Origin of the sequence: Saccharothrix xinjiangensis (genome assembly GCF_039527585.1) — a bacterium.
Taxonomy (GTDB): Bacteria; Actinomycetota; Actinomycetes; order Mycobacteriales; family Pseudonocardiaceae; genus Actinosynnema; species Actinosynnema xinjiangensis.
Genome location: NZ_BAAAKE010000031.1, coordinates 78,446 through 105,143, shown reverse-complemented (window position 1 = coordinate 105,143; position 26,698 = coordinate 78,446). Strand labels below are relative to the sequence as shown.

Below are 26,698 nucleotides of genomic sequence, written 5' to 3'. Positions count from 1 at the left end.
CGAGCGGGGCGCCCGCCGCCAGGAGGCCGCGGCGCGCGGCGCGGGCCGCTCGGGCGTCGAGCGCCGGGCGGTCGTCCGCGGCGGGGCTCGGCGGCGGTCCGCCCAGCGCGGCCCGCGCCGCGGCGGCCGGCGCCAGGCCCTGGGCGGTGAGGGCGACCATGCGGCGCAGCCGCTCGACGTCCCGCGGTCCGTAGCGGCGGTGGTTGCCGCTGGTGCGGGCGGTGGGCCCGAGGCCGTACCGGCGGTGCCACGTGCGCAGCGTCGTGGGCGAGATGCCGAGCATCCCGGCCAGCGCCCCGGGCGTCAGCCCGCTGCCCTGCTCGACCATCACCCTCCGACCGCGGCGCCACCGGGCGCCGTCTGGACGCGAATACCCGGGACCGTCCTCAGTGGACCACCGGCCGGCCGGTCACGCCCGCTTGTGCTGCCGCGCGATGAGCGTGCGCAGCTCGCTCTCGCCGAGGCCGCCCCAGATGCCGTAGGTCTCCTCCACGGTCAGCGCGTGGTCGCGGCACTGCCGCATCACCGGGCAGCGGTGGCAGACCTCCTTGGCGCGGGCCTCCCGGCTCCGCCGCGCCGACCCGCGCTCGTTGGGCGTGTGGAAGAACAGAGTGCTGTCCATGCCGCGGCACAGACCTCTGAGCTGCCAGTCCCAGGACTCGGCGACCGGTTCGGGCAGTCGTGACAGTTCGGGCATGCGACCACGTCCTCATCCAGGCGACTACGCGACCAGCCCACTCTAAATTCGATTCAAAAGCGTTGCAACTCTATGTCCTGTGACGTGGACTCGACCGGCGGGGTCCGGGGAGGGCGCCCGCCGGCCGAGGGGAACCGGTCACGCCACCGGCGGGTTGGACCGGGAGTACCCGGGCGCGCTCCAGCGCAAGGGGCTCGGCCCCGCGATCTCCACCACGTCGGTGACGGTGAACAGGACCACGCGCTCGGCTCCCGGGTGCTCCGCGACCCGCTCGGGGGACGTCTCGACCCGGGCCCGGCCCGAGACGTGCAGCGCCGTGCCCGTCCCCCAGTCGGGGAACAGCAGGCCCGCGACGGGGCGCAGGGCGAGGTTGCCGAGGGTCAGGAACATCGCGTTGCCCGCGTAGTCGGGCCACTCCAGTTCCGTCGGCGACGTCACCCGCGCGAAACCGGGGTTGCCGCCGCGGTGGGAGGTCTCGACGCCGCCCTCGTCCGAGGCGGTGGTGACGAAGAACGTGTCCGCCGCGCGGACCCGCTCCCGCTGCCCGGGGGTGAGCGCCGCGCCGCGGTCGGCGACCCGGGGCGCGCCGGCGGGCCCCGGTTCGGGCAGGCGCCGCTGGATGTGCCTGGGGCAGTTGGCGAAGACCCGGTCGACGTGGACCACCAGGCCGCCGCCCTCGGGGCGCGCGACGCCGTTGACCCGCACCCGGCGGCGCGTGACCGGGTCGACGGCGATCATGCCGACCGGGGTCGGACCCGCCAGCGCCGCCGCGAGCGGGTCGACGGCGGCGGGCCCCGCCCCGACCACGACGGTGCGGGGGTCGACGACCCGGAGGAACCCCGGCTCGCCCGTGAGGGAGGTCGCCCACAGCCGCCCGCCGCCGTCGTCCGCGCCGAGGAACAGGACCGGCCGCTCGGCGAGGAAGCGCGCCGCCACGTCGGGGATCGACGTGCGGATCGCCCGGCCCGCGTGGTCGGCGCGGTCCAGCACGCCCGCCTCGCGCTGCACCGCGCGGTGCCCGCGGTGGTACACGGCGCCCACCCCCTAGAAGAAGCCGCAGGTGGGCGCGCCCGCGATCGGCGCGACGCCACCCGCACCGGTCGGCGCGAAGATCTCCAGCCGGATGCCGTCCGGGTCGGTGAAGAAGATGCCGCCGGAGTCGGCGCCCTCGCCGTGCGGCACCACGCCGTCGTGGGCGAAGTCGACCGCCAGCCCGCGCAGGACCGCCTCGGCCTCGCGGACCTCGTCGATCGAGTCGACCTGGAACGACAGGTGGTGCAGGCCGGGTCGCCCGGTGTCGAACGCGCCCTCGCTCTGCTGCCACAGGGTCAGCCGCAGCTCGCCCCGACTGCCGAGGAAGACGAAGCGGCGGTCGTCCCCTTGACCCTCGCCGAGCACCTCGAAACCGAAGACCTGCTGGTAGAAGCCGCGTGAGCGGTCGATGTCCGTGACGTTCAGGCCGATGTGCCCGGTGCGCGGGTCGGCGATCGCCATGCCACTCCTCCGTCGAGTTGATCTAACTACTCAACGAACGTTAGAAGGTTAGAAGAGCGGCGTCAACCCGGCTAAGCTTTTTTGACCGGTTAGAAGTAGGTTGATCAGGGCCATCGCTGCGCAGGAGGTGCGGGTGCCCGCCGAGCAAGACCGACCCACGTCCGCCGACCCCAGGCCCCTGACCGGCGAGCCGCTCTCGCTGGACCTGCTGAACACCCGCTGGGTCGTCGACGGGCCCCACGACCTGCTCGACGGGCTCGACGGCCTGACCACCTGGCTGCGCGGCGCGGGCCTGGCCGACCGCTGCCCCGCCGACGAGGCGACCCTCGCGGCCGTCCTGCGCGCCCGCGAGGCGCTGGCCGCCGCGGTCACCCCGCCCGCCGACGCCACGGCGCTCAACGACGTGCTCGACCGCGGCCGGGTCCACCTCGCGCTGGTCGACGGCGCGCCGGTCGAGCGGGTCGAGGTGGACGAGCCAGCCTGGCTGCCCGCCTGGCTCGCCGCCCGCGACTACCTCGACCTGCTGCGACGCGCCCCCGACCGCGTCCGGCCGTGCGCCAACCCGGCGTGCGTCCTGCACTTCTTCGACGTGTCCAAGAACGGCAGCCGCCGGTGGTGCTCGATGGCGGGGTGCGGCAACCGGTCCAAGGCCGGCCGCCACTACGCGCGCGTCCGGGAGAACCGGGCGGGCTGATCCCGGTCGCCACCACCCGGGTCGACCCCCAGGACGTCGGCCCGACTGGCGGCCCGGTCACCCCCTCCGCCGGTGCTCCGGCCCCACGTCCGGTGACACGTCCAGCCTGGCGGGATCCCGGCGGTCCGCGCCTCGTGCCGGTGCGAGAACGCGGCGGCGCGGTTCACCCCTCCTCACGAGTCCCTCACCCGGCCGGCGGGGCGGTCGGCCAGGAACCGGGACACCGCCGTGCCGAGGACGCGGATGCCCGCGGTCGAGTGCGGGTCGACGCCCACCAGCTCGTGGACCCGCCGCAGCCGGTAGTCCAGCGTGCGCGGGTGGACGTTGAGCGAGGCGGCCGTGCGCGAGCGGCTCATGTCGTTGCGGTAGTAGCACTCCAGCGTCTCGACCAGCTCCGGCCCGCCGGCCAGGCGCGCCGCGATCCCGCGCAGCCAGTGGTCCAATTCGGGCAGTTCGGCCACCCCGACCTCGATCGCCACGTCGGCCAGCGTGGGCACGTGGTCGGGCGCGGCCAGGGGGCGCGCCACCCGGCTGATCCGGCGCGCCAGCCCCACCGCCTCGCCGATCCCGCTCGCCGGGCCGACCGCGGCGCCCGCCGCGCACGCCCGCCCGGTGATCTCCGCGACCGCCCGGGACAGCGCGGTGGCCTGCTCGTCGCGGCCCGCGGCCGGGAAGGCGACCAGCTCGGTCTCCCCCGACCAGGTCGCGGGCACGCGGTGGTGCCGCCACAGGGCGTCGAGGACCTCGTCGCGCCGCTCGGCGGCCCGCCGGCCGTCCGGGTCGGGCAGCACCCGCACGACGACCACCAGGTACCGCTCGGGCACCGCGAGGTCGATCGCCCGCGCGTGGTCGAGGGCGACCGGGTCGCCGGCCACCAGCAGGTCGGCGAACCGCCGCACCCGGCCGACCGCCGAGATCCGGTCCTGCTGCCCGGCGAGCAGCCCCGAGGTGTACGCGCGCTGGGCGGCCGGGGAGTGCGCGGCGAGCCACGACAGCATGCGCATGGCGTCGTCGAGGTCGCGCGGGCCGCACGCCTCGTGGATCTCCCGCAACGTCGCCGTGGCGTGCATCGCCAGCACCTTGTCGTGGACGGCGCGGGACAGGCCGCGGCGACCGCGTTCCTCGCCCATGTCGGTCACGACCGCGAGGTCGCCCGCGGTCAGCGGCTCGTCGGCGGTGACGCAGTCGAGCGTGCGGCGCCGGAGGTGGACGGCGAACTCCACCATGCGGTCGCGGTCGGCCGGCGTGGTCGAGGTGGCCCGGTACTCGGGCAGCGCGTCGGCGCACAGGGCGACGACGAGCTCGCCGTTCTCGCCGGCGCGCCTGCGCAGGGCGTCGAACAGGTCTCCCATGGCGCTCCGTCAGCTGTAGGCGCCGGAGAGGGCGCGGGTCACTGTCGTGCTGAGGACCAGGACGCCGCGCGCCGAGGCGGGGTCGAGGCCGGTGAGGTGGCGCACCCGGTCGAGGCGGTAGTCCAGGGTCCGCGGGTGCACGGACAGCGCCGCCGCGGACCGGGTGCGGTGCATGTCGTTGCGGTAGAACGCGTCGAGGGTGGCGATCAGGTCGGGACCCTCCGCCAGCCGGCGCGCCGTCTCGCCCAGCCACGCGTCGACCGACGGCACCGCCACCGCGCCCAGTTCGGCGAACAGGTCGTCGCGGTAGCGCACCTCGCCGGCGCGCCTGCCGAGCGGCGCGACCCGGCACACCTGCCGCGCCTCGTCCAGCGCACCGCCCAACGCGCCGGCAGACCCACCCGCCAACGCCCCTGCCGACCCCCGCGCCGCGCCGGTCGACCCACCCGCCGACCCACCCGCGGGCCCCCGCGCCGCACCGACCGCGCACGGCACGTCGACCCGGTCGACGAAGTCCCGCACCACCTCCCGGGTCCGCTCCTCGGCCGCCGCCGGGTCGTCCGCGCCGACCAGGGCGACGAACTCGCCCGGCTCCTCCCAGCGCACCGGGAGCCAGTGGTGCGCCAGCAGGTCGGTCAGCAGGTCGGCGCGCTCGGCGGGCCCCGGCGCCGGTCCGGGCATCCGCACCACCGCCACCACGGCGTGCTCGTGCCGGGTCATCGCCAGCCCGGCGGCCACGTCGTCGGCGAAGGCGTCGCCGGCCAGCAGCAGCGACACCAGCGACCGCACGCGGTCCACCACGGGCCGCAGGGCCTCCTGGCCGCGCAGGTACCCCTGCGTGTACGCGGCCTGCGCCACCGCGCCCTGGTCGGGCAACCAGCGCAGGGCGTGCATCACGTCGGTCACGTCCACCGGCGTGGCCGCCTCGTGGACCTCCCGGAGGGTGAGCGAGGTGTGCAGCGCCAGGACGCGGCGCTGCGCGACCGGCGACACCCCCGCCGCGCCGCGCTCCCGGCCGACCGCGACCATGACGGCGAGGTCGTCCTCGCCGAACGGCCTGCCCTCGGCGGCGAGCGCGACCGTCCGCTCGCGGAGGAAGAACGCGAAATCCAACATTCCGGTCCGCGACCGGGCGTCAGTCGACATCAGGTGGAAATCGGGCAGTTCCCGGACGTAGGCGTCCACGGCGCGTCTGCTGTGCCGGGCCACCATGCCCTGCCACCGGGCGAACAAATCCCCCATGCTCCCCCAACCCCTTCGTCTTCCCCAGCCGAAGCAGGGTCGCGCCGGAGCGCTCCGAGCGGGTACCGCCTAACGGCTCAAAACCCGGTCGGCACAAAGGAAGGAAAACCCGAATAAATCTTCGGACCGCAGAGCGCGAACGGCTGACGGCAGACCGCCCGGCGACCGGCGGCCGGCCGCAGCCCTCGACCCCTGACCACCGACCGACTGCCGCCCTTGGCCACCGCCCCCTGTCCACCGCCCCTGCCTACTGGCCGCCGCCCTCTGTCCACCGCCGCCGCCCTCTGGCCGCCCCCTGACCGCCGAACGCGGGCACGGGTGCCCGCCGGCCGGCGGAGCCCCGGCGTGCACGTCCCGCAACTCCCGCTTCCACCGGGGCGGATCGCGGCGCCCGGCCGGTACTTTGGCCGCATGGCAACCGTTCACGCGCTGATGTCGTACCCGATCAAGGGGTGCGCCGGGGTCGTCGTGGACCGGGCCGAGGCCACCCCGACCGGGTTGGCCCACGACCGGTTGTTCGCGGTGGTCGGGCCGGCCGGGGAGGTCGTCTGGCAGGGCGAGGCCCCGCTGCTGGCCACGATCCGGTGCCGGGTGCTGCGCGGGGGCGCGGCGCTGGAGCTGGGCGCGCCCGGCGCGGGCGGGCTGGTGCTGGACGTGGTGGCGGACGGCGCGGCCCGGCCGGTGGAGGTCGAGAAGTGGCCGGGGTCCGGGATCGACCAGGGCGACGAGGCGGCCGAGTGGCTGTCCGGGGTGCTCGGCAGGCCGGTCCGCCTGGTGCGCGAGCCCGCCTGGTCGAGCCGGGGTCGCGGCGAGGTCGACCCGACCGCGCTGCTGGTCCTCTCCCTGTCCACACTGGACGGTTTGAACGCGCGGATCGCGGCGCGGGGCGCGGACCCGGTCCCGATGGACCGGTTCCGGCCGAACGTCGTGATCAGCGGCTGGCCCGAGCCGCACACCGAGGACCGGGTGAGCCGGATGGCGGTCGGCGGCGCCGAGGTCGGCTTCGGCGAACTCGCCATCCGCTGCGCGGTCACCCTCGTCGACCAGTCGGCCGGGTTCCGCGCCGGCCCCGAGCCGCTGCGCACCCTGGCCGACTACCGCCGCGAACCCGACGGCGTCAGCTTCGGCATGAAGGCGGCCGTGCTCACCCCCGGTGACATCGCCGTCGGCGACGCCGTGACCGTCACCGAATGGCGCTGACCCGCGTCCCGGCCGTGCGCCGTTGCGCCTGATCCCCCGGCTCCCGAGGACGCGGACCGGCTGACGACGTCAGCGGGGTCCCTCCGCGCACGCGGGTCCTCGCGCGGGCCCGACCCCCGCGACCAACCCGGGAAGGTCCGCCGCCGAACGCGGCGGGCGGATAATTTCACTCCCGTGATAAAAACGAACAATCATTTTGTAGGCCGGTTGAAGAAATCTGCCTCAACCACGATCCATCCTTGCCCGATCGGTTCGCGGAAACGTACATTACTGACGGGTACACCAGCGATGCCGCCGCCGTGGCCACCATTTTTCCGCACAATCTCGACGAGGAGATTCGCATGCTGAAACTCAATGCTGCTTCGCGCAGGGTCCTCGGGGGTTTCGCGACGGCCGCGGCGGTCGCCGGCACCATCCTGACCGCCGGAGCGGGCGTGGGCCAGGCGGCGACCGCGTCGCTGACGCTCGTCTACAACTGCCCCTTCCCGCTGATCGGGGCGCAGGACATGAGCGTCAAGATCGACGTGGCCAACCTGCCCGCCTCCGCGACGGTCGGCACGCCGATCCCGGGCACCACCGTGATCGCCACGGCGACCGTGCCCGCGGCCGCGACCCTGGGCCTGGCGCTGGTCGGCGCCAAGACCGTGGAGGGCACGGCGAAGGCGCAGACCACCGTGAACAACGCGGGCACCGCCGTGCCGGTCACCGCGAACCTGAACGTGGCCAAGACGAACGTGCCCGGTTCCGGGGCGTTCAACACGATCGCGTCCGGCGGCACCGCGCCCCTCACCCTCACCAAGGCCGGCCGGACGACCATCACGGTCGGCAACTTCAGCACCACCCTGACCCCGCGCAAGGCCGACGGCTCGACCACCGGCCTGGGCACCTTCACCTCCAACTGCACCCTCAAGGCCAACCAGGTGACCAAGCTCTACGAGTTCACCGTCTCGTAGTTCCCGCTCCCCCGGTGGGCCGCCCCTGGCACGGGGCGGCCCACCGCCGTTCCCGGGGCCCACCTACCTTGGGCGGGTGACCAGCATCCAGGAACGCCTCTACCCCGAACTGCCGTGCTTCGGCTGCGGCCACGCCAACCCCGACGGGTTGCGGCTGCGCAGCTACCCCGGCGAGGACGGGGTGGTGACCGCCGCCTTCACGCCGCGGCCCGAGCACGACAACGGGCTCGGCTTCCTCAACGGCGGCATCATCTGCACCGTGCTCGACTGCCACAGCGCGGCGGCGGTGATGCTGGAGGCCGAGGCGAAGGGGTGGGAGGCCCTCGGTGACGCCGCCCTGTCCTACGTGACCGCCGGGCTGGACGTGCGCTACCTGCGGCCGTCGCCGCTGCGCGAGCCGGTGGAGCTGCGGGCCGTGGTGCGGGAGGCGTCGGAGGCGGAGATCACCGTGGACGTCTCGCTGGTGTGGGACGGCAAGACCCGCGCCGAGGCGGGCGCGCTGTGGAAGCGCTGGCGCCCGCGACCCGCGAAGTGACCGTCCGAAGAGGACTGGGCGCGGCGTGGAGACCCACCCGGGGGTCGAGCCCGGGACCTCGACGTTCGTGGCGTCGCGCCCTGCTCCGACTGAGCCACGGGGGTTGGATCGCCGACCCCGGGCCGGGGTCGGCGTGGAGCGGTCGGCGGGCATCGAACCCGCTGCTCCGGTGTGTCCGCCGAGTCGCGGTGCGCGACGGTGTGTTCGTCACCGCCGCGGCGGCACAACTCCTTTCCCCCGCACCGGTTCCGGGCGCCGGACCAGTCCTCGCAGGACTTCGCCGAGCACGGCGACGCCCTCCTCGATCCCGCTCGCCGAGCCGGCCGCGTAGCCGAGCACGAGCCCCGGCTCGCCGTCGCGGTGGCGGTGCCAGGACAGCGGGTGCGCCTTCACGCCCCGGGCCAGCGCCGCGGCGGCCACCTCCACGTCGCCGACCCCGGCGTCGAAGGTGACCATCAGGTGCAGGCCGGCGGCCGCGCCGTGCACGCGGGCGCCCGGCAGGTGGCGGCGGAGCGCGGTGATCATGGCGTCGCGCCGGGCGCGGTGGCGGCGGCGCAGCAGGCGCAGCCGGCGCTCCAGGTCGCCCGACTCCATCAGCCGGGCCAGCACGAGCTGCGGCAGCACGGCGTTGCCCAGGTCGGTGTCGCGCTTGGCCGCGACGACGGCCTCGTGGTGGCGGCGGGGCACCAGGAGCCACCCGGTGCGCAGGGCGGGCGCCAGCAACTTGGACACGCTGCCCGCGTAGCAGACCCGGTCGGCGCGCAGCGACCGCAGCGCGGGCACCGGCGGCCGGTCGTAGCGGTGCTCGGCGTCGTAGTCGTCCTCGATCACCAGCCCGCCCTCGTCGGCCCACCGGACCAGCTCGCGCCGCCGCGGACCGTCCAGGACGACGCCGGTCGGGAACTGGTGCGCCGGCGTGAGCAGCACTGCGGCCGCGCCGGACGACCGCAGCTCGTCGACCCGGATGCCGTGCGCGTCCACGGGCACCGGGTCGACGTCCACGTACCAGTTGCGCAGCTGCTGCCTGGCGCCCAGCGAGCCGGGGTCCTCCACCGCGACCCGGTCGACGCCGTCGCCGCGCAGCACCCTGGCGAGCAGGGCCAGCGCCTGCGCCACGCCCGCGACGACCACCACCTCGTCCGGGTCGGCGCGGACACCCCGGTTGCGGGCCAGCCAGTTGGCCACCGCCAGCCGGAACGCGGGCGCGCCGCGCGGGTCGCCGTAACCGAAGTCGCTTGCCGACAGGGTGCCCAGCACCGCGCGTTCGGCGCGCAGCCACGCGGCGCGCGGGAACGCGGCCAGGTCCGGCACGCCCGGCGACAGGTCGATCCGCGCCGGGGCCGACCGCAGCGCCTCGAACACCTCGGTCCCCGGTGGCGCGGTGAACACGTCGCCGGCCGGCGGGGCCGGCGCGGTCGGCGGCGGGGCGGGCCTCGCGGGCGGCGGCGCGACCGGGGCCGCGAGGACGACCGTCCCGGCACGGCCGCGCCCGGCGACCTGGCCGTCCTCGGTGAGCCGCTGGTAGGCCTCGGTGACCACGCCCCGGGACACGCGCAGCTCGGCGGCCAGCGCGCGGGTGGCCGGGAGCCTGCTGCCCACCGGCAGCCTGCCGTCGGAGATGGCCTGCCGGAGGCGGCCGGTCAGCCATTCCGACAGGCCACCGACCGGGGCGTCCGCCGGGTTGAGCTGGAGGAAGTCGGCGCCCGTTGTGGACCTGTCGACCGGAGGGGTTTTGGACCTGCTCACCGGACCATTGTGGCGACAGGGTGGGGCCATGGACACAGCCACCACACCTGCCGGCGCCTCGCCTGCCTGCACCGCGCCTGCCTGCACCGCCCCGGCGGACACCGCCGCGCCCGGCGCCCTCCCGTCCCGGCCGCCCCTGCGCAACCTCGCGGCGGGCATCACCGGCATGGCCCTCGTCGGCGGCAGCATCGGCGTGTCGCACACCCTGGTCTCCGCGCCGCTGTTCACCGCCCAGGCGGTCCGCTACCTCGCCGCGATCGTCGTCCTGGCCCTGCTGGCGAGGGTGCTGCGGGTGACCGTGGTGCGCCCGAGGGGCCGCGAGTGGCTGTGGTTGACGGGCATCGCGGCCACCGGGCTGGTGCTGTTCAACGTCGCCGTCGTGCGCGGGGTGGCCCACGCCGAACCCGCCGTGATCGCGGTCGCCCTGGCGTGCGTGCCGGTCCTGATCGGGGTGGTCGGACCGCTGCTGGAGCGCCGGGCGCCGCAGGCCCGGGTCCTGTCGGCGGCGGCCGTGGTCACCGCCGGGAGCGTGCTGGTGGAGGGTGCGGGCCGGGCGGACGCGGAGGGCGTGGCCTGGGCCGCGGTGGCGATGGGGTGCGAGGCGGCGTTCACGCTGCTGGCCGTCCCGGTGCTCGCCAGGCACGGCGCGTGGGGCGTGTCGCTGCACTCGGTGTGGCTGGGCGCGGTGATGTGCGCCGGGCTCGCGGCGGCGACCGAGGGCGTGGGCGCGGTGACCGCGCTGACCGCCGACGACTGGGCCGCGATCGCCTACCTGGCGGTCATGGTGACCGCGGTGGCGTTCGTGCTGTGGTACTCCACCGTGGCGGCGCTCGGGTCCGGCCAGGTGGGTCTGCTGACCGGGGTGGCCCCGGTGTCGGCGGCCGTGGTGGGTGTCGCGCTGGGCGCGCGGGTGCCGGGTCCGCTGGTGTGGGTCGGGATGTCCGTGGTGGTGGCCGGCCTGGCGTTCGGCCTGTGGCGCCGGCGGGGCGGGGAGGGTGCGTGACGTGGTCCCGGCACTCGGCCGCGACCTGGCGGGACTTCCCCGAGCCGGCCGCGGGCGTGGTCTTCGCCGACGGGATCACCCCGGACCACGCCGTGCCGGCCGCGACCGCGCCCCGGTTCGACTTCAGTACACGAACGGGTGAAGGAGCGGGGCTCGGCGGGGCCTGATCACCCCGCCGACGGCGAGGCGATCGGGTCGACCAGCCAGCGCCCGTCGTCCTCCTCGGCCCGCCAGCGGGCTCGCAGACCGGTCGCGTCGGCGATCACCAGCACCGCCCCGTTCGCGCCCGGGTCCGGCTCGACGGTCCACCGCCCCCGCGGCGAGCCGGCCCTGGCCACCACCGATTCCGCCACCGCGGCGCCGTCCTCGGACAGCGGCCGCCCGAACAGGCGCGCCAGCGACTCGGCGTCGCCGTCGTTGAGCGCGACCTCGCACGCCCGCGCCAGCTCGGCCGGCGACGCCGCGCCGCGCTCCGGCTCCCGCGCGATCACCACGGCGACCAGGGCGCTCCAGGCCAGCACCACACCCACCACGACGAACCGCAGCACGTGCGTCGTCGCGGATCCCGGTGGGCGGCCCTGCGCCGGGGGAGAACTCACCGCTCCATCCTCCCACCCCCGCCCCGGGGCGGCAGGGGAGCCATCAGCCCCCGGCGCCCAGGGCGTCGAGCTCCCGCCGCACCCGGTCGGCTTCGTCGGCGCGCTCCTGCGCCCGGAACAGGTCCAGGGCCTCCTCCCACGCCGCGCGGGCCTCCTCGTGCTGCCCGAGGGCCGCGTGCGGGTGACCCAGGTGCTCCAGGGTGTCCCCGACCTGCACGGTGTTGCCGATGTCGCGGAACAGCGCCAGCGCCTGCCGGTAGTGCCCCACGGCCTGCTCGTGCCGCCCGGTCCGGTGGTCGATGTAGGCGAGGCTGTCGAGGGTGTCCGCCTCGCCCTCGGGGTTGCCGTGGCGGCGGTGCAGCTCCAGGGCGGCCCGGCAGTGCTCGCGGGCCCGGTCGTGCTCGCCGTTCTGCGCGGCGTACCAGCCGACCATGTTCAGGGCGTTGGCCTCCCACGCCGGGTTGCCGAGGGTGCGGTAGAACTCCAGGGACCTGGTGGCGTGCTCCAGCGCCCGCGCGTCGTCCCCCTGCCGCGCCCACGTCCAGGCCAGCACCTGGTGGATGTGCGCCCGGGTGCCCGGCTCGTGCCGCTCCGCCAGCGCGAGCGCCCGGTCCAGGTGCCCGACCGCCTCGTCGTGCTGCCTCAGCGCGGCGTGGGTGCGGCCCAGGAGGCGGTGCACGCGGAGGCGCGCGGAGGGGTCGCCGAGCCGCTCGGCGGCGGCCAGCCCGGCCCGGCAGACCACGAGCTGCTCGGCCAGGTGCCCCCTCCGGTTGTGGAAGGTGGTGAGCACCCAGGCCAGGTGCCACGCGGCCCGGTCCCACCCGTGCGCGGCGGCGGTCTGCTGGGCGGCGAGCAGGCAGGGCTGTTCGAGGTCGAACCAGGCCAGGGCCTCGGCGGTGCCCGCCGGCGAGTGCGGGGTGACGTCCGCCGAGTCGAGCGGGACGACCTCGCGGTGCGGGTCCAGGCACAGGTCTGCGGCGTGGGCGGTGCGCAGGTAGAAGTCGACCACCCGCCGCAGCGCCGCGATCCGCTCGTCCTCCGGCCGTTCCCGGGCGGTGTCGGCGGCGTAGGCGCGGATGAGGTCGTGCGCCGAGTACCGGCCGCGGGCGTCCCGGGTGAGCAGCGAGGCCTGCTCCAGGCCCCGCAGCGCCCTCCCGACCCGGACCGCCGACAACCCGGTGAGGGCGGCCGCGGCGGGCAGGCCGATGTCGGGGCCGGGCGCGGTGGCGAGCAGGCCGAGCACCACCTGCTGCTCGGCGGTCAGCGCCCGGTGCGACCAGGACAGCACGGCGGGCAGGCTCGCGGCCGGGTCGCTGTCGGCCAGCGCGTCCAGGCCGAGGTCGCGCAGCTCGGCGGCGAAGGTGGCCAGCGGCAGGTCGGCGTGGGTGTGCGCGCGGGCGGCGATGACGCCCAGCGCCAGCGGGAACCCCTTGCAGAAGCCGACCAGCTCGTCCACGGCGCTCGCCTCGGCCGCCACCCGCGCGGCGCCCAGCCGGCGGGCCAGCAGCACGCGCGCCTCCTCGTCGGTGAGCACGTCGAGGTTGAGGTGGCGGGCCCCGTGCGCGGTCATCAGGCCCGGCAGCCTGCTGCGGCTGGTGACCAGCACGGTGCAGGAGTCCCCGCCGGGCAGCAGCGGCACGACCTGGTTGGTGTCGGCGGCGTTGTCCAGCACCATGAGGATCCGCTTGTCCACGACCGTGCCGCGCAGCAGGGCGGACTGGGCGTCCGGGTCGGTCGGGACGCGGCCGGGGTCGACCCCGAGCGCGTCGAGGAACCCGCGCACCGCGACGGACGCCGGCATCGGCTCGCCGTCCGGGCTGAACCCGCGCAGGTCGACGAACAACTGGCCGTCGGGGAACCGGTCCGCGTGCCGGTGCGCCCAGTGCAACGCCAACCACGTCTTGCCGATCCCGCCCGAGCCGCCGATCGCGGAGATCACCACCGCGCCGGCGGGCACGTCGTCGAGGGCGGCGGTCAGCGCGTCCAGCTCGTCGGCGCGGCCGATGAACGACCGGGGTGGGGCGGGCAGTTGCCGCGGCGCGCCGGAGGTGCCGGTGGTGGTGCCTGCGGTGGTGCCTGCTGTGCCTGCGGCGGGCTTGGCGGGCTTGGCGGGCTTGGCGGACCTCCCCGCCGGCACGGCCGGGTCGGCGGCGAGGAGCCGCTGGTGCAGGTCCCGCAGCGGCAGACCGGGATCGGCGCCCAACTCGTCCGCCAACCGCGCCCGGACCTGCTGGTAGTGGCTCAACGCGGCGGCCTGGCGACCGCTGCGGGCCAGGGCGAGCACGTACTGGGCGGCCAGGCGCTCGTCCAGCGGGTGTTGGCGGGTGCGGGCGGCCAGCTCGGGCAGCAGGGCGTCGTGGCGGTCGAGCGCCAGCGCCAGGTCGGTGCGCTCCAACTCGGCGGTCCACCGCTCGGCCGCCAGGGTTTCCCGCGCCGCCTCGGCCCAGGGGGTGGACAGCCCGGTGAACGCCTCACCCCGCCACAGCGCCAACGCCCCCTCGACGGCGGCCAGCCCGTCGCCCGGGTCGGGGTTCGAGCGGGCCAGGGCGAGCAGCCCGCGGAACCGGTGCAGGTCGACGCGGTCCGGGTCGACCTCCACCACCCAACCACCCGAGCGGTGCACGATCACCACGTCGCGCAGCCCGGCCAGCGCGGTGCGCAGCCGCGACATGTACGAGTGAAGATTCCCCTTACCGCGCGACGGGACGTCCTGCCCCCACACGCGGTCCAGCAACTGGTCGACCGACACCACCCGGTTGACGTCCACCAGCAACGCGGCCAGCACGCACTGCTGCCGGGCGTGCCCCACGTCCACCCGGCGGTCCCCGTCCCACGCCTCGACGGGTCCCAGCACCCTCAACTCCACGACGCCCTCAACTCCACGACACCGACCTCATCCTCGACAACCACCCGCGCGTCCCGCGCGTCAGGAATACCAGCAGGAGCAAGCGGGCCGTGCTCGGTGGCTGTTGCCCTGAGGGTTGCCCTGGGCGCATGCGGAGGGCCTTGGCAGTTGTGGTGATGGCGGGGAAGGCGGAGGTAGCAGCGGTGTGGCTGTGGTGACTGTGGTGGCGGACCTCGTTGGTAGGTGGTAATTCTTGGGTTGCAGGAACCCGGATCACGACCGTGACCTGGTTACATGAACCGGAAAATGCCGGAAAGACGACACGTACGTGTTAGGCATGCCAAGTTCGGGATCAATGTCAACGGCTCGAACGTTGCCGGAAATATGGAGGCGGCGCGGCGGAGGTGTCATGCGGTGAGATCACGGTGTAAGGGGCCCCTGATGGTGCGGCGGGCCTCTGGTGCGGCGGGCCTCTGGTGCAGCGAGGTCCTGGTGCAGTGAGGTCCTGGTGCAGTGAGATCCTGGTGCAGTGAGATCCCGATGCAGTGAGATCCCCATGCGGTAGCGGCACAACGGCGGTGGTACAGGTGGCGGTGGTACAGGTCTTGAAAGGCTGGGATTGATGATGCGTAGCGCAGCGTGTCCTCCTCGCTCGCACCGGGCTCGACCTGGAGCCTCCGCAACGCCGGTTCTCAACCTCCCCAGCTGATCTTGACGCTCCTAGCTGATCTTGACGCTGTGGTGGCGGAACTGACGCGAGGTCGTCCCGCCGTCTCAACTGCGGGACACCACCAGCGCATGTGAGGATGCTCCGATGTCATCTCGCGCGCGTGCCGTCGATCCAGGCCTCCTTGCCCGGTGGTGCACGGAGCACTTGGGCAGCCCGCCGGCGGATGAGTTGTTCAGGTCCGGGTTCCTGTCCGCCGTCATCGGGCTGCGGCTGACTGACGGCCGTGAGGTCGTGGTCAAGGTTCGTCCGGACTCGCCGCGGATGGCGGCGTGTGTGGAGGTCCAGCGCCGCATGTTCCAGGCCGGTTATCCGTGTCCACGGCCGCTCACCGGCGCCGCGCCGTTGGGTGTCGATGTCGCCACCGCGGAGGTCTACGTGCCCGGCGGTGCGGTGCTCCCGAGCGCGGAGCGCGCGGCCGTGGCTTTCGCTGAGGCGTTCGCGTGGCTGATCCGGTTGGCTCCGCGGCCGGGCGAGGTGTCCGCGCTCGACCCGGCGCCGTCGTGGGCGGACTGGAACCACGGCGGGGGCGGGTTGTGGCCGTGTCCGGAGGGCTCTGATGTCAACCTCGACGAGGTGTCCGGCGCGGAGTGGATCGACGCGGCCGGGCGCCGTGCTCGTGACCTGCTGCGCGCCGGCGGGTCCGACGCCGTGATCGGCCACTGCGACTGGCTTGCCGGCAACCTGCGCTGGAGCGGCGACGCGCTGCTGGTGGTGCACGACTGGGACAGCGTGATCGCGGAGAGCGAATCCGTCCTGGTCGGTTTCGCCGCTGCGCTGCATTCGACCGTCAGCGCGGACGAGCTGGCCACCGTCGAGGACACGCAGCGGTTCCTCGACGCGTACGGCCGTGCGCGTGGCAGGGAGCTCAGCGCCGACGAACTCCGACTGTCGTGGGCGGCAGGCGTCTGGACCAGGGCCTATGACGCCAAGTACCAGCACGCGGTCGGGCAGCCCATCACCTCGCTGTCGGAGGATGAGGCCCGCGAGCGCCTCCGTCGTGCCGGCGCCGGCTCGCGGGGAGCAGGCACCGGCTCGCAGAGGCCGTAGACGGCCCGCGGAGGCCTTGAGACGAGCCGGGGAACGACCTGCCCACCGCCACGGGGATGTCGGGGCGACGGGCTTTCCTCACCGGGCTGACGACGAACCTGGTGAACCCGAAGATGGTCACCTTCGCCATCGCGTTCCTGCCCCGGTTCGTGGACCCGGGTCTGGGCCGGGTGTGGCTCCGGTTCGTCGTCCTGGGCGCGGTCCCGGTCGTGCTGGAGATCGTCGTCGACGGGACCGTGGAGTTGCCGGCCGGGCGGATCGACACCGCCACCGGGGGCGTCTTCCTCGGTCTGGGCGTCCGCTCGGCCCTCGACCGCTGACGGCCGCCCCTACCATCGGGATCAGGGGGTCGACAGGTCCGGAGGTGACCGTGGAGTTCCAGGACGTGGTGCGGCGCAGGCGGATGGTGCGCCGGTTCACCGGCGAGCCCGTGGCCGACGAGAGCGTGCTGCGGATCATGCGCAACGCGGTGCGCGGGCCGTCCGCCGGGTTCTCGCAGGGCCAGGCTTTCCTGGTGCTGCGGGACGCCGAGTTGGCCCGGTTCCACGAGGTCGTCGACGTCATGGCGACGGACTCGGTGAGGACCGCTCCAATGGTCGTGGTCCCCTTCTCGGTGAAGGACGTCTACCTCGACCGGTACGCCCTGCCCGACAAGGGGTGGACCGACCGCGACGAGGACCGCTGGCCGGTGCCGTTCTGGCACATCGACACCGGCATGGCGGTGCTGCTGATCCTCCAGACCGCGGTTGACGAGGGGTTGGGCGCGGTGTACTTCGGCATCCGCGCCGACGGCTCCGACCGGTTGCGCGCCGAGTTCGGCGTGCCCGACGACCACGTGCCGATCGGGGCGGTCGCCATCGGGCACCCGGCCGAGGGGAGCACGTCCGAGGGCGCCTCACCGCTGACCCGCGCGCGCAGGCCGTTCGACGAGGTGGTGCGCTTCGGGCGCTGGTAGCCGCCCAGCGCCCCGGTCAACCCCCAGCGGTCAACCCCCAGCGGTCAACTCCAGCGATCAGCCCCCGTCACCCGCCGATCACCCGCCTGCTCGCCCGAGCAAGTCCTCGACCAGCGCCGCCACCAGCGCCGTGCGCGGCACCAGGTGCTCGATCAGCACGTGCTCGTCGTCGGCGTGCGCGCCACCGCCGACGGCACCCAACCCGTCAAGGGTCGGCGTCCCCACCCCGGCCGTGAAGTTGCCGTCCGAGCCACCGCCCACGGCCACGCCCTCCAGCGGCGGCAGGCCCAGCGACGCGGCCACCTCCCGGGCGCGGGCGAACAGCTCGGTCGACGCCGAGGCGGGCATCGGCGGGCGGTTGGGGCGGCCGACGACCTCCAGCTCCGCCCCGTCGAGCACCGGGCTCAGCGCGCGCATCGCCGCGTCCACCCGCTGCTGCTCGCCCGTGTCCCGGGCGCGCACGTCGACCGCGAACGCGCCCGCGGCGGGCACCGTGTTCGCGGACGCGCCGGCGGACGCCAGGGTCGGGGTGACGGTGGTGCCGCGCCCGGCGTCGCCCAGCCCGGCCACGGCGAGCACCTGGTGCGCCAGTTCGACGGCCGCGTTGACGCCGCGTTCGGGTTCCAGGCCGGCGTGCGCGGCCAGGCCCCGGACCCGCACCTCGTACCGCGACACGCCCTTGCGCTCCAGCTTGAGCGCGCCACCGGGCGCGGAGGCCTCCAGCACCAGGGCGGCCGCGCAGCCCGCGGCCTCGGCCTGGACCAGTTCGCGCGAGGACGGCGACCCGATCTCCTCGTCGCCGGTGACCAGCAGCGTCACCCCGGTGCGGTCGGGCAGCGCGGCGAGGGCGTGCAGGGCGATGACCAACCCGGCTTTCATGTCGAAGCAGCCGGGACCGCGCAGCACTCCCCCGGCGGTGGTGAACGGGTGCGTCGTGAGCGAGCCGAGCGGCCACACCGTGTCGTGGTGGCCCAGCAGCAGCACGCGCGCGGGTCCGTCGCCGAACCGCCAGCGCAGGTGCGTCCGGCCGTCCACCACGAGCCGGTCGGGCGTCGTGCCGAGGCGTCGCGCGCCAACCCTCGCGACGACGTCCGCGCTCGCGGCGACGGCCGCCAGGTCGGTGGACGGCGACTCGCACGTCACCAGCTCCTCGACGTCCGCCAGCATCTCGGGCAACGCGGCCCTCAGGTGTTCCACGTCAGCTCACCTCCGGGGTCGCGCGCACGGGGAAGCGGGCGAACCGCGGCCCGTCCGGCAGCGCGGAGGACGTCACCAGGGGGTCGAACTGCGACTGCGGCTCCCACACCACGAACACGTCCTCCTCCAGCGGCACCAGCTCGTACTCCCGCACCAGGCGGGCCGGTCGCGATCGCGCGCAGCCCGGGACCGGACACCTCCAGGCGGGCGCCCGCGTGATCGTAGACGCCCACGTGCTCGCGCACGTCCACGATCACCGGTTCGGCCGGGGCCGCCCGGCGTGACGTCGTGGTCAGGGTCCGCGGGAGGGCTGCCGTCCGGCGGCAGGCACGCGGTGGCGGTGGCCGACGCGCACACCGACTCGACCCACTCGCGGTGGCCGTCGACGTCGCCGAAGACGCCGGTGGACGCGCCTGCCGCGACGGCCGCGTCGACCGGGGTCCGGAACTCGGCTTCGTAGCCGGCCCAGGTGGCGCTGCCGAAGCGGATGGGCAGGCCGATGGCGTCGGCCTGCTCCTCCAGCAGCGCGCGCCGCAGCCCGTGTGAGCGCGACCGGGCGCCTGCCTCGGTCATCATCGTGACCAGCAGGCGCGGCGCGGCTCCGGCCCGGGCTGATTCGTGCAGCGCCGGCGCGGAGTCCTTGCCCCCGCTCCACGAGCAGAACACGGGCACACCGGCCAGGTCTTCGGTCTCGTGCACGGTGTCGTGGGCCTGCTGCGCCCTACGGGGCGGCGGTGCTGTACTGGTAGAGGTCGTAGGCGACCATCGCCAGCCGTCCCGGCCCGTCCTTGTAGGCCAGGGTGGAGCCCAACGGGCTGGTGACCTCCTGGTAGCCGAGCGTGCTCAGGCCGGGGCCGGCCGTGCCCATCCACAGCGCGCCTTCCTCGGTCGAGGCGAACCAGCACTGGTTGCCGCCGTAGGAGCCCCAGACCGTCTCGAAGTTGAACGCCTGCGGCCGCTGGGTGTCGATCAGCAGGTTCGCCTGGTCCCGCAGCGTGACCGCCCAGGTCTGGCGGTCGATGGAGAAGTACCACAGGTTGTGGTCGGCGCTGCCGACCGAGCAGTTGGCCACCAGCAGCGACTCGCCGGCGACCGAGACGCTGTTGATGCCCCGCTGCGCGCTCGGGTTGAAGACGGTTTGCGAGAGGATCGCGCCCGAGGGCACGTCCAGGATCGAGACGTACCCGTCCTCGGAACCGGTCACGGCCCTGGGGACGCCGTCCGTGCCGACCACCACGTCGACGCCGCGGATGTCGTGCAGCCCCCACGGGTTGACCGGGACGGGGTTGCGCAGGTCGACCGCGCGCCGGAACACCAGGTTCCGGGTGGCGGGGTGGTAGCGCCACAGGGAGGCGAAGCCGCTCGTGTGGCCGACCACCAGGAAGCTGCGGTCCCCCACGACGAGCCCCCGGCCCGAGGTCGCGACGCCCAGGGCGGCGTCGAACGGCAGCGTCCCGACCAGCGCCAGGTCCTTCCACGTGCCGCTCGGCGACCGCCACAACGCGATCGACGCGTCGTCGTTGGTGGTGGCGATCGCGTTGCCCGGCAGGGCCGCGACCATCTGCACCCCGGCGAACGACGGGCTGTTGACCGCCTCCCTGATCAGCGGCCCGCCGAAGGGCGCGGCGCCGTACTCGAAGATGCTCATCGACCCGTCCCAGCGGCCGACGGCGAAGTGCTCCGCGTCGAGCCACGCCATGTCCTGCGCCATCTCGTAGGTGACGCCGTCGAGCGTGATGGGGAGTGCCGACGCCCCGGCCTGGAGGAGCGGGACGCGCGCGCCCTTGGCGATCAGGTCGTCGCGCGAGCGGATGACCGGGGGAACGGGCAGCGCCCGGTCGCCGCGCACGGGTGCGGCGCGGCCTGCCGGTGCGGCTCGCGCCGTTTCGCCGAACACCGCCGACGGCGCCGCGACGGCCGCCGCGGCGGCCACCAGGCCGCCCTTGAGGATCGGTCGACGTCCGAACCGGCGCTGCGCGGGCTCGTTCGGTCCCTGCGAATCCACCACAAGACTCCTGTTCCTCGCGAGAAGCGCATGAGAATGAGATTCGAATGCCGTTGCGCCATCACGGGGAATATCCACGGCGACGCGATTGTCGGGTATTGCCGCGGACCGCGGGACCAACGGCGTGAATGCAATGACTCGAAGTATCCTGATCCGACCGGAAGTCGGTGTCAATACGCCGTGCGGTTCACCGCGCGAACGCGCGACCATCGTGGAAGATGAGCTTTTCTCGGCAACTCCCCGTCCACGGGAGCGGGTGGCGGATCCGGGCGGAGTTCCCGCCGGTTCGGGGCCGGTCCGTGGAGGAGGTGGGTCGAAGCGGCGGGAAGAGGGGTCCCGTTCACCCGTGCGGGTGCCGATGGCGGCGGGACGGGGTGCCGGGGGTCGATCACCTCGTGGCGCGGCGCCGGCGGCTCGGAGGCAGGTGGGAGGGCGCCGATCATGACCGGTGACGACCAGGGCGCTCACGTCGGCGGTGGCGGACGCCGGTGCCGGGGCGGCGAACCGCTGAGATCCCGGGGGGTGGTCCCCGCACCCGCACCACCTCCGGGGAAAGCCCGCCACACAGGGTGTGCCACCAATCACACCGAGCACGCGTGGGCATCCTTTCGCGACGGCGGTCGTCTCCCGAATCGTAAGGAACACAACGTCTTCCGGGAGATCACCATGAAGATGTCACGCAGTGGGCGGGCACTCGCGGCAGTGGCGTTGGCCGGTGCCGCGGCACTGACCTCCGCCGGGACGGCCGGCGCCGACGAACCGCCGACGCCACCGCGCACCGGTCGGACCGGGCGTCCGCTGGCGGCATTCTTCGATTCGCCGGCGGGTTCCGGCGGCACAGGCCGGGTCCAGCGCTCGTCGAGCGACGGGGCCCGCAATCGGCGATGCGGAGATCGGAGAGGCTGCCAGGCATTTCCTCGACAATGACCCGGAATGGCGGCGCGTGGATGGCATCCGGGCGGACGCGTGGTGGGCCGGAGAACACCGGCCCACCACCCGCGTCACCAGGTCACGGGCAGCTCGTAAACCCCGTAGACGAACCCGTCGTGCTTGAAGGGGACCTCGGCGAACTCCGCGGCCAACCGGAGACCGGGCACGCGCCGGTACAGGGTGTGGTAGACGATCTCCAGTTCCAGCCTCGCCAGCGGCTGCCCCAGGCACTGGTGGACGCCGAACCCGAAGGCCACGTGGTGGCGCGCCTCGCGGGTCAGGTCGAGGCGGTCGGGGTCGGGGAACGCCGCCGGGTCGCGGTTGGCGATCTCGTTGGGCAGCACGAAGCCCTCGCCGGCTCGGACCGGGCAGCCCGCGACCTCCATGTCCTCCAGCGCGAAGCGCCTCCGGCCGCCGTGGGTGATGTTGAGGTAGCGCAGCAGTTCCTCGACCGCGCGCCGGGCCACCGAGGGGTCGTCGGAGTCGCGCAACAACGCCAGCTGGTCGGGGTGCCGGAGCAGCACCAGGGTGCTCAGGGCGATCATGTTGGCGGTCGTCTCGTGACCGGCGATGAGCAGCAGCACGCCCATCTGGGTGGCCTGCTGGACGGTCAGCTCGCCGGCCTTGATCTTCTCGCCCAGCCTGGACAGCAGGTCGTCGCCCGGGTTCTCCAGCTTCGCCGCGACCAGTCGGCCCAGGTACTCGCCGAGGTTGCCCATGGCCTCGCCGCGCTGCGCCGGGGTGGAGTCGCGGTTGATGAGGGTGCTGCTGTTGCGCTGGAAGAACTCGTGGTCCTCGTAGGGCACGTCGAGCAGCTCGCAGATCACCAGGGACGGCACCGGCAGCGCGAACGCCTCCACCAGGTCGACCGGCTTGGGGCCGGCCAGCAGGGCGTCGACCGCCTCGTCGACGATGCGCCGCACCATGGGCCGCAGGGCCTCGACCTTCTTCACCGCGAACGCCGCGCCGACCATGCGCCGCAGCCGGGCGTGCTCGGGGTCGTCCATGCCGATGAAGCTCAGCGTCCCGCCGTTGCGCTCCGCCTGGCTCGGGTAGTCCGGGTGCGTCATGTCCGCGCTGACCCGGCGGTCGGTGAGCACGGCGCGCTGGTCGGCGTACCGGGTGACCAGCCACGGGGTGCTGCCGTCCCAGATCCGGACCCTGGTCAGGGGCGCGCCGGCCTGGAGTTCGCGCAGCTCCGGTGGCGGGTCGAACGGGCAGCCCTCCGCGCGGGCCATGGGGTACTCGGGGATCTCGGCGGTCTCGGGGATCTCGGCGGTGCCGGTCATCGCGCTCCTCCCATCAGGAGCCGTGGCCCCAGGAGTTCTTGACGGTGTTGGCGGGCCTGCTTGGGCATGTTCCAGCCGAGGACGCCGACGGTCTCGCCGGCGCGCCGGTGGGTGACGACGAAGCGGCGCGCGGCCGGCTCGCCGGCCACCACGTCGGCCTCGTCGGTCGGCGTGCCGTGGACCTGGAGCCTGGCGTCGAACTGGTCGGTCCAGAAGTAGGGCACGGGCGCGTACGCGCGGTTCGCGCCCAGCACGTTGTCGGCCACGGCGGCGGCCTGCTCGGTGGCGTTGGTGCGGTTCTCCAGCCGCACCGACGCGCCCAGCGGCTCGTGGCGCCACCGCGCGACGTCGCCCGCGGCGTAGACCCCGTCGGCGGCGCGGCACCGGGCGTCGCACACCACGCCGTTGTCCAGGGTCAGCCCGCTGCCCTCCAACCACTCGGTGTTCGGCGTCGCGCCGAGGGCCACCAGGACCACGTCCGCGGGCAGCTCCTCGCCGCCCTCCAGCCGCACGCCGGTCACCCGGCCGGCCGCGGAGGTCAGGCCGAGCACGGCCGCGCCGAGCCGCAGCCGCACGCCGCGCTCGGCGTGCAGGTCGGCGAGCAGGCCCGCGACGAGCGGGCCGAGCTGGGCCGCCAGGGGCGCGGCCTGGGGACCCGCCAGGGTGACGTCGAGCCCGAGGGTGCGCGCGGTCGCGGCCACCTCGGCGCCGAGGACGCCGTCGCCGACCACCACGAACCGCGTCCCGCCGGCCGGGCGGGGCCGCAGCAGGTCGGCGCGCAGGGCGAGGGCGTCGTCGAGGGTGCGCAGCACGTGCACGCCCGCGAGCCCGTGCTGGTCCGGCAGGGTCCTGGGTCGCACGCCGGTCGCGAGCACGACCGCGTCCGCCCGCAGGGTGAGCCCGCTCGCGGTGGTCACCGCGCGGTCGCCGAGGTCCAGGGCCACCGCCCGGTCGCCCAGGACGAACCGCGCGCCCAGGGCCTCCAGCACCTCGTCGCCGCGCAGCCGGGCCCGCTCGGGCCCCCACGCGCCGGCCAGGACCTGCTTGGACAGCGGCGGCCGGTCGTACGGCGGGTGCGGCTCGTCGCCGAGCAGGGTCAACCCGCCGGTGTAGCCCTTGCGGCGCAACGCCTCCGCGGTGGCCAGGCCGGCGGCCGAGGCCCCGACGACCAGCACCTCCCCCGGTGACGTCACGCCCGCTCGCCGAGCGTGATCGCCGCCGCCGGGCACACGTCGGCGGCCTCGCGCACGGCGGCGCGCAGGTGCTCGGCGGGCTCCGGGTCGAGCAGCACCACGACGCCGTCCTCGTCGCGCTGGTCGAACACGTCCGGTGCGGCCAGCACGCAGGAGCCCGCGCCGCAGCACTTGTCCTCGTCCACGAAAACCTTCATCACCCGTAACTCCTCCTCCTCACGCGCCGGTCGTGGTGACCGGCGCCAACCACAGGCCGACCACCGCGGCGACCAGGCCGGTCGCGGCGTCGTCCCAGGACGGCCTCGCCGTCGGGAGCCCCGCGGCCAGCGCCCGCTCCCGCTCGGCGCAGGTGTGCATCACCAGGTGGCGGGTCATGGCGCTGCGCTCCAGGTACACCGGCAGCGGCAGGGCGGGCAGGCGCCGGTTGAGGCCGTCGAGGATCCGCCGCACCGAGGCCGCGCCCAGCGCGTCGTCGACCACGACCCGCCGCAGCGCCGGGTCGGTCATCACCTGCGCGCCGAACCGCGCGTACCAGGACGGGCTGCCGAGCGCGGCCAGGTGCTCGGTGAACGGGCGCACCAGGCACGCCACCCAGTCCCGCACCTGGCCGCCGCCCGCGATCCCGGCGAGCATCCGCACCCGCGCCCGCTCCACCGGCTCGGCGTGGCGGCGGATGATCGCGCGCACCAGCTCGGCCCTGGAGCCGAAGTGGTAGCCCACCGCGAAGTTGTTGCCCTGGCCCGCCGCCTCGCCGACCTGCCGGTTGGACACGGCGTGGACGCCGCGCTCGGCGAACAGCCTCTCGGCCGTCGCCAGGATCAGCTCCCGCGTGTCCGAGGACCGCTCGGCCCCCGCTGCCCTGCCGCTCATCACCACCCAGCCAAGCAAGTCGGCTTAATTCAGTCAAGCGACTGACTTAAAACTGCTGGTGACCGGCCTGTGACGGTGCGTCGCGAGCGGGCGACGCGACCCGGCACTTCACCCGAACCGGTCACATCAGGCGCGATGCGAGATCGGCGCCAGCAACAGCCCCGTGATGGCGTCGACCAGACCCGTCGCCGCCTCGTCCCACGTGGACCGCACGGTGACGGTGCCCTCCGCGACCGCGCGCTCCCGCTCGGCGCACACGTGCACCACGAGGTCGCGGATCATGTCGCCGCGCTCCGCCCGCACCACCGCGGGCAGGTCGGGCAGGGACCGGTCCAGCCCGTCGAGCACGTCCCGCAGCGAGGGCGTGGCCAGGGCCTCGTCGACCATGATCGCCCGGAACGCCGGGTCGGTCATGGCCTGCGCGCCGAACCTGGCGAACCACGTGGGGTCGCCCAGCGAGGCGAGGTGCGCGGTGAACGGCCGCACCAGGCAGTCGACCCAGTCCCGCACGTCCGCCGACCCCCCGGCGGCGGTCACCATCTCCAGGCGCAGCGGCTCGATCCGCTCCACGTGCCTGCGCACGATCGCCCGCACGAGGTCGGCCTTGGTGCCGAAGTGGTAACCGACGGCGGCGTTGTTCCCCTGCCCGGCGGCCGCGCTGATCTGGCGGTTCGAGACCGCGTAGAGCCCCTCTTCCGCGAACAGCCGCTCCGCCGTGGCGAGGATGTGCAGGCGGGTGGCGCCGACCTGCTCGGCCCTGGGGGTCCTGCCGACGTCGGTCACCACGGTCACCACCGTACCGGCACGTCTCGCAAACCCCCGACCACCAGCCCCTCGACCCGGTTCAGCTCCTCGGGCGCCACCGCCAGCTCCAGGCCGGGCAGCCGGCGCACCAGCACCTCCAGCACCACCTGGAGCTCGGTGCGCGCCAGCGCCTGCCCGAGGCACGAGTGCGCGCCCGCGCCGAACGCCAGGTGCGGGTTGGGGCTGCGCGACAGGTCCATCTCGGACGCCCGGTCGAAGGCGGTCTCGTCGCGGTTGGCCGCGCCCATGCTGCACATGACGGTGCTGCCGGCAGGCAGGCGCTCGCCGCCGACCTCGGCGTCCTCGGTGATGTAGCGCGGCATGCCCAGGCCCGGGTTGGCGTCGAAGCGCAGCACCTCCTCCACCGCGGTGCGCACCAGCGACGGGTCGGCGACCAGCCGCTCCCACCGGCCGCGGTCGGCCAGCAGCATCCCGACCATCTTGCCGATCATGTTCGCGGTGGTCTCGTGCCCGGCGACGAGCAGCCCCTGACCGGTGGCGACCAGTTGCGCGTCCGACAGCTCGCCGCCCGCGATCAGCGTGCCGAGCAGGTCGTCCTTGGGCTCCGCGCGCTTGGCCGCGACGTGCTCGCGCATGTAGGCGACGAACTCCGCCTGGGCCGCGCCGATCTCGGCCTCGGTGTAGCGGGTCAGGTTGAGCAGGGTGTCCGACCAGTGGGCGAACCGGTCCCGGTCGGCGTCCGGCACGCCGAGCAGGTCGCAGATCACCCACACCGGCAGCGGGAAGCCCAGCGCCGCCTTGAGGTCCGCGGGCTGGCCGCCCGCCACCAGCTCGTCGACCAGCCGTTCGGCCATGGCCTCGATCGCGGGGCGCAGGGCGTTGAGGCGCTTGACCGTGAACCACCGGCCGACCTGCTGCCGCCACCGCTGGTGCTCGGGCCCGGAGTCGGGCAGCACCGCCGCCATCTCGGTGTTGAACACGCCGCCGGACTCGCTGTCGGTGATCCGGGCCGCGTCGGGCGCGTCGAGCCGGCGGGTGAACCGCGGGTCGGACAGCACCTGCTTCACGTCGGCGTAGCGGGTGAGCACCACGGCCCGGTCGCCGCTGGGCAGGCGCACCGGCGCGACCGGGCAGCCCCGCCGCAGCTCGGCCCACTCGGCGGGCGGCTCCAGCGCCGTCGGGTTGGGGATCGGGTAGTTCGGCAACGCCTCGTGCGCCACGTGACGCCCTCCTCGTTGATCGGCGTTCGGTGCCCCACAGTGAAGCGAGGCCGATATGGTAAGTCAAGCGACTGCTTTAAATGAGTTCCCCGGCGAACCCGGCCGACCGGACCCGTCCCCGAGGTGGAGGCACCCCG

Annotated in this window: 27 protein-coding genes, 1 tRNA gene and 1 pseudogene; 9 read left to right on the top strand and 20 right to left on the bottom strand. The window is 74.6% G+C overall.

The annotated features are described in order from the left end of the window. The 4 genes from ABD223_RS37765 to ABD223_RS37750 all read right to left on the bottom strand — a co-directional run. A partial coding sequence (locus tag ABD223_RS37765) for a MerR family transcriptional regulator (RefSeq protein WP_344042046.1) occupies nt 1–328 on the bottom strand: 328 nt, incomplete at its 3' end. Nucleotides 329–409: 81 nt separating this feature from the next. Then, complete coding sequence (locus ABD223_RS37760) at nt 410–697, bottom strand: WhiB family transcriptional regulator (RefSeq protein ID WP_344042044.1); 288 nt, start codon at nt 695–697, stop codon at nt 410–412. Between the two features lie 138 nt (nt 698–835). Beyond that, nucleotides 836–1,729: a pyridoxamine 5'-phosphate oxidase family protein gene (locus ABD223_RS37755; protein WP_344042042.1), complete on the bottom strand. Its 894-nt coding sequence runs from the start codon at nt 1,727–1,729 to the stop codon at nt 836–838. Between the two features lie 12 nt (nt 1,730–1,741). Beyond that, nucleotides 1,742–2,191, bottom strand: coding sequence for a VOC family protein (locus ABD223_RS37750; RefSeq protein ID WP_344042040.1), 450 nt, complete (start codon nt 2,189–2,191; stop codon nt 1,742–1,744). Nucleotides 2,192–2,324: 133 nt separating this feature from the next. Between ABD223_RS37750 and ABD223_RS37745 the strand changes: the two genes are divergently transcribed. Further along, the gene (locus tag ABD223_RS37745) at nt 2,325–2,885 is read left to right on the top strand and encodes a CGNR zinc finger domain-containing protein (RefSeq protein WP_344042038.1); all 561 of its coding nucleotides are present in this window, start codon (nt 2,325–2,327) and stop codon (nt 2,883–2,885) included. Between the two features lie 173 nt (nt 2,886–3,058). Here the strand turns inward: ABD223_RS37745 and ABD223_RS37740 are convergent, their stop codons facing one another. Further along, the gene (locus ABD223_RS37740; protein WP_344042036.1) at nt 3,059–4,237 is read right to left on the bottom strand and encodes a PucR family transcriptional regulator; all 1,179 of its coding nucleotides are present in this window, start codon (nt 4,235–4,237) and stop codon (nt 3,059–3,061) included. Between the two features lie 9 nt (nt 4,238–4,246). After that, a complete protein-coding gene (locus tag ABD223_RS37735; protein ID WP_344042034.1) occupies nt 4,247–5,479 on the bottom strand; it encodes a helix-turn-helix domain-containing protein in 1,233 nt (410 codons plus the stop codon). A 411-nt stretch (nt 5,480–5,890) separates the two neighbouring features. Between ABD223_RS37735 and ABD223_RS37730 the strand changes: the two genes are divergently transcribed. From ABD223_RS37730 to ABD223_RS37720, 3 genes are all read left to right on the top strand, one after another. Further along, nucleotides 5,891–6,679 (top strand): MOSC domain-containing protein, encoded by a 789-nt coding sequence (locus ABD223_RS37730; RefSeq protein WP_344042032.1) that lies wholly within the window; start codon nt 5,891–5,893, stop codon nt 6,677–6,679. A 239-nt stretch (nt 6,680–6,918) separates the two neighbouring features. Continuing rightward, the gene (locus ABD223_RS37725; protein ID WP_344042030.1) at nt 6,919–7,632 is read left to right on the top strand and encodes a DUF6801 domain-containing protein; all 714 of its coding nucleotides are present in this window, start codon (nt 6,919–6,921) and stop codon (nt 7,630–7,632) included. A 76-nt stretch (nt 7,633–7,708) separates the two neighbouring features. Continuing rightward, nucleotides 7,709–8,167, top strand: coding sequence for a PaaI family thioesterase (locus ABD223_RS37720; protein ID WP_344042028.1), 459 nt, complete (start codon nt 7,709–7,711; stop codon nt 8,165–8,167). Nucleotides 8,168–8,193: 26 nt separating this feature from the next. On the opposite strand, the gene ABD223_RS37715 is transcribed toward ABD223_RS37720, so the two are convergent. Beyond that, nucleotides 8,194–8,277: transfer RNA gene (locus ABD223_RS37715), tRNA-Arg, on the bottom strand. Between the two features lie 97 nt (nt 8,278–8,374). Then, complete coding sequence (gene pdxR, locus ABD223_RS37710) at nt 8,375–9,913, bottom strand: MocR-like pyridoxine biosynthesis transcription factor PdxR (protein ID WP_344042026.1); 1,539 nt, start codon at nt 9,911–9,913, stop codon at nt 8,375–8,377. Nucleotides 9,914–9,941: 28 nt separating this feature from the next. Between pdxR and ABD223_RS37705 the strand changes: the two genes are divergently transcribed. Both ABD223_RS37705 and ABD223_RS37700 read left to right on the top strand, forming a co-directional pair. Beyond that, nucleotides 9,942–10,916 (top strand): DMT family transporter, encoded by a 975-nt coding sequence (locus ABD223_RS37705; RefSeq protein ID WP_344042024.1) that lies wholly within the window; start codon nt 9,942–9,944, stop codon nt 10,914–10,916. After that, nucleotides 10,913–11,083, top strand: coding sequence for a hypothetical protein (locus tag ABD223_RS37700; protein ID WP_344042022.1), 171 nt, complete (start codon nt 10,913–10,915; stop codon nt 11,081–11,083). The genes ABD223_RS37705 and ABD223_RS37700 overlap by 4 nt, the downstream gene beginning before the upstream one ends. On the opposite strand, the gene ABD223_RS37695 is transcribed toward ABD223_RS37700, so the two are convergent. Together ABD223_RS37695 and ABD223_RS37690 are read right to left on the bottom strand one after the other, a co-directional pair. Then, entirely contained in the window at nt 11,084–11,515 is a 432-nt protein-coding gene (locus tag ABD223_RS37695; protein WP_344042020.1) for a hypothetical protein, read from the bottom strand. 43 nt (nt 11,516–11,558) lie between these two features. Then, on the bottom strand, nt 11,559–14,369 hold the full coding sequence (locus ABD223_RS37690) for an AfsR/SARP family transcriptional regulator (protein ID WP_344042018.1): 2,811 nt from the start codon (nt 14,367–14,369) through the stop codon (nt 11,559–11,561). 805 nt (nt 14,370–15,174) lie between these two features. Between ABD223_RS37690 and ABD223_RS37685 the strand changes: the two genes are divergently transcribed. From ABD223_RS37685 to ABD223_RS37675, 3 genes are read left to right on the top strand one after another with little or no spacing between them, the layout of a single operon-like run. Then, a complete protein-coding gene (locus ABD223_RS37685) occupies nt 15,175–16,137 on the top strand; it encodes a phosphotransferase (RefSeq protein WP_344042016.1) in 963 nt (320 codons plus the stop codon). Nucleotides 16,138–16,193: 56 nt separating this feature from the next. Beyond that, nucleotides 16,194–16,457, top strand: a complete 264-nt coding sequence (locus ABD223_RS37680; protein WP_344042014.1) for a LysE family translocator — start codon at nt 16,194–16,196, stop codon at nt 16,455–16,457. A gap of 44 nt (nt 16,458–16,501) precedes the next feature. Continuing rightward, the gene (locus ABD223_RS37675; RefSeq protein WP_425564078.1) at nt 16,502–17,092 is read left to right on the top strand and encodes a nitroreductase family protein; all 591 of its coding nucleotides are present in this window, start codon (nt 16,502–16,504) and stop codon (nt 17,090–17,092) included. Between the two features lie 78 nt (nt 17,093–17,170). Here the strand turns inward: ABD223_RS37675 and ABD223_RS37670 are convergent, their stop codons facing one another. The 10 genes and pseudogenes from ABD223_RS37670 to ABD223_RS37625 all read right to left on the bottom strand — a co-directional run bounded on the left by ABD223_RS37670 (nt 17,171) and on the right by ABD223_RS37625 (nt 26,561). Further along, the gene (locus tag ABD223_RS37670; protein ID WP_344042050.1) at nt 17,171–18,259 is read right to left on the bottom strand and encodes a M20 family metallopeptidase; all 1,089 of its coding nucleotides are present in this window, start codon (nt 18,257–18,259) and stop codon (nt 17,171–17,173) included. 31 nt (nt 18,260–18,290) lie between these two features. Then, complete coding sequence (locus ABD223_RS37665; RefSeq protein ID WP_344042012.1) at nt 18,291–18,443, bottom strand: hypothetical protein; 153 nt, start codon at nt 18,441–18,443, stop codon at nt 18,291–18,293. A 248-nt stretch (nt 18,444–18,691) separates the two neighbouring features. Then, nucleotides 18,692–18,955 (bottom strand): annotated as a pseudogene (locus ABD223_RS43755) (Dph6-related ATP pyrophosphatase); the annotation flags it as partial. 55 nt (nt 18,956–19,010) lie between these two features. Then, nucleotides 19,011–20,294 (bottom strand): hypothetical protein, encoded by a 1,284-nt coding sequence (locus tag ABD223_RS37655; protein WP_344042008.1) that lies wholly within the window; start codon nt 20,292–20,294, stop codon nt 19,011–19,013. Nucleotides 20,295–21,295: 1,001 nt separating this feature from the next. Then, nucleotides 21,296–22,513 carry a cytochrome P450 gene (locus ABD223_RS37650; RefSeq protein ID WP_344042006.1) on the bottom strand — a complete coding sequence of 406 codons (1,218 nt, stop codon included), beginning with the start codon at nt 22,511–22,513 and terminating at the stop codon, nt 21,296–21,298. Next, complete coding sequence (locus tag ABD223_RS37645; protein WP_344042004.1) at nt 22,510–23,706, bottom strand: NAD(P)/FAD-dependent oxidoreductase; 1,197 nt, start codon at nt 23,704–23,706, stop codon at nt 22,510–22,512. Before ABD223_RS37645 ends, ABD223_RS37650 begins: the two co-directional genes overlap by 4 nt. Continuing rightward, on the bottom strand, nt 23,703–23,903 hold the full coding sequence (locus tag ABD223_RS37640) for a ferredoxin (protein WP_344042002.1): 201 nt from the start codon (nt 23,901–23,903) through the stop codon (nt 23,703–23,705). Before ABD223_RS37640 ends, ABD223_RS37645 begins: the two co-directional genes overlap by 4 nt. 19 nt (nt 23,904–23,922) lie before the next feature. After that, nucleotides 23,923–24,576 carry a TetR/AcrR family transcriptional regulator gene (locus ABD223_RS37635; protein ID WP_344042000.1) on the bottom strand — a complete coding sequence of 218 codons (654 nt, stop codon included), beginning with the start codon at nt 24,574–24,576 and terminating at the stop codon, nt 23,923–23,925. A gap of 126 nt (nt 24,577–24,702) precedes the next feature. Further along, nucleotides 24,703–25,371 (bottom strand): TetR/AcrR family transcriptional regulator, encoded by a 669-nt coding sequence (locus ABD223_RS37630; protein ID WP_380648937.1) that lies wholly within the window; start codon nt 25,369–25,371, stop codon nt 24,703–24,705. Next, nucleotides 25,365–26,561: a cytochrome P450 gene (locus ABD223_RS37625; protein WP_344041996.1), complete on the bottom strand. Its 1,197-nt coding sequence runs from the start codon at nt 26,559–26,561 to the stop codon at nt 25,365–25,367. The genes ABD223_RS37630 and ABD223_RS37625 overlap by 7 nt, the downstream gene beginning before the upstream one ends. Nucleotides 26,562–26,698 lie beyond the last annotated feature (137 nt).

Coding starts and splice junctions, on each gene's coding strand:
- ABD223_RS37750 (WP_344042040.1), bottom strand. CDS start 2,191: ATGGCGATCGCCGACCCGCGCACCGGGCACATCGGCCTGAACGTCACG.
- ABD223_RS37680 (WP_344042014.1), top strand. CDS start 16,194: ATGTCGGGGCGACGGGCTTTCCTCACCGGGCTGACGACGAACCTGGTG.
- ABD223_RS37650 (WP_344042006.1), bottom strand. CDS start 22,513: ATGACCGGCACCGCCGAGATCCCCGAGACCGCCGAGATCCCCGAGTAC.
- ABD223_RS37685 (WP_344042016.1), top strand. CDS start 15,175: ATGTCATCTCGCGCGCGTGCCGTCGATCCAGGCCTCCTTGCCCGGTGG.
- ABD223_RS37760 (WP_344042044.1), bottom strand. CDS start 697: ATGCCCGAACTGTCACGACTGCCCGAACCGGTCGCCGAGTCCTGGGAC.
- ABD223_RS37705 (WP_344042024.1), top strand. CDS start 9,942: ATGGACACAGCCACCACACCTGCCGGCGCCTCGCCTGCCTGCACCGCG.
- ABD223_RS37735 (WP_344042034.1), bottom strand. CDS start 5,479: ATGGGGGATTTGTTCGCCCGGTGGCAGGGCATGGTGGCCCGGCACAGC.
- ABD223_RS37730 (WP_344042032.1), top strand. CDS start 5,891: ATGGCAACCGTTCACGCGCTGATGTCGTACCCGATCAAGGGGTGCGCC.
- ABD223_RS37740 (WP_344042036.1), bottom strand. CDS start 4,237: ATGGGAGACCTGTTCGACGCCCTGCGCAGGCGCGCCGGCGAGAACGGC.
- ABD223_RS37640 (WP_344042002.1), bottom strand. CDS start 23,903: ATGAAGGTTTTCGTGGACGAGGACAAGTGCTGCGGCGCGGGCTCCTGC.
- ABD223_RS37670 (WP_344042050.1), bottom strand. CDS start 18,259: ATGCTGGCGGACGTCGAGGAGCTGGTGACGTGCGAGTCGCCGTCCACC.
- ABD223_RS37635 (WP_344042000.1), bottom strand. CDS start 24,576: ATGAGCGGCAGGGCAGCGGGGGCCGAGCGGTCCTCGGACACGCGGGAG.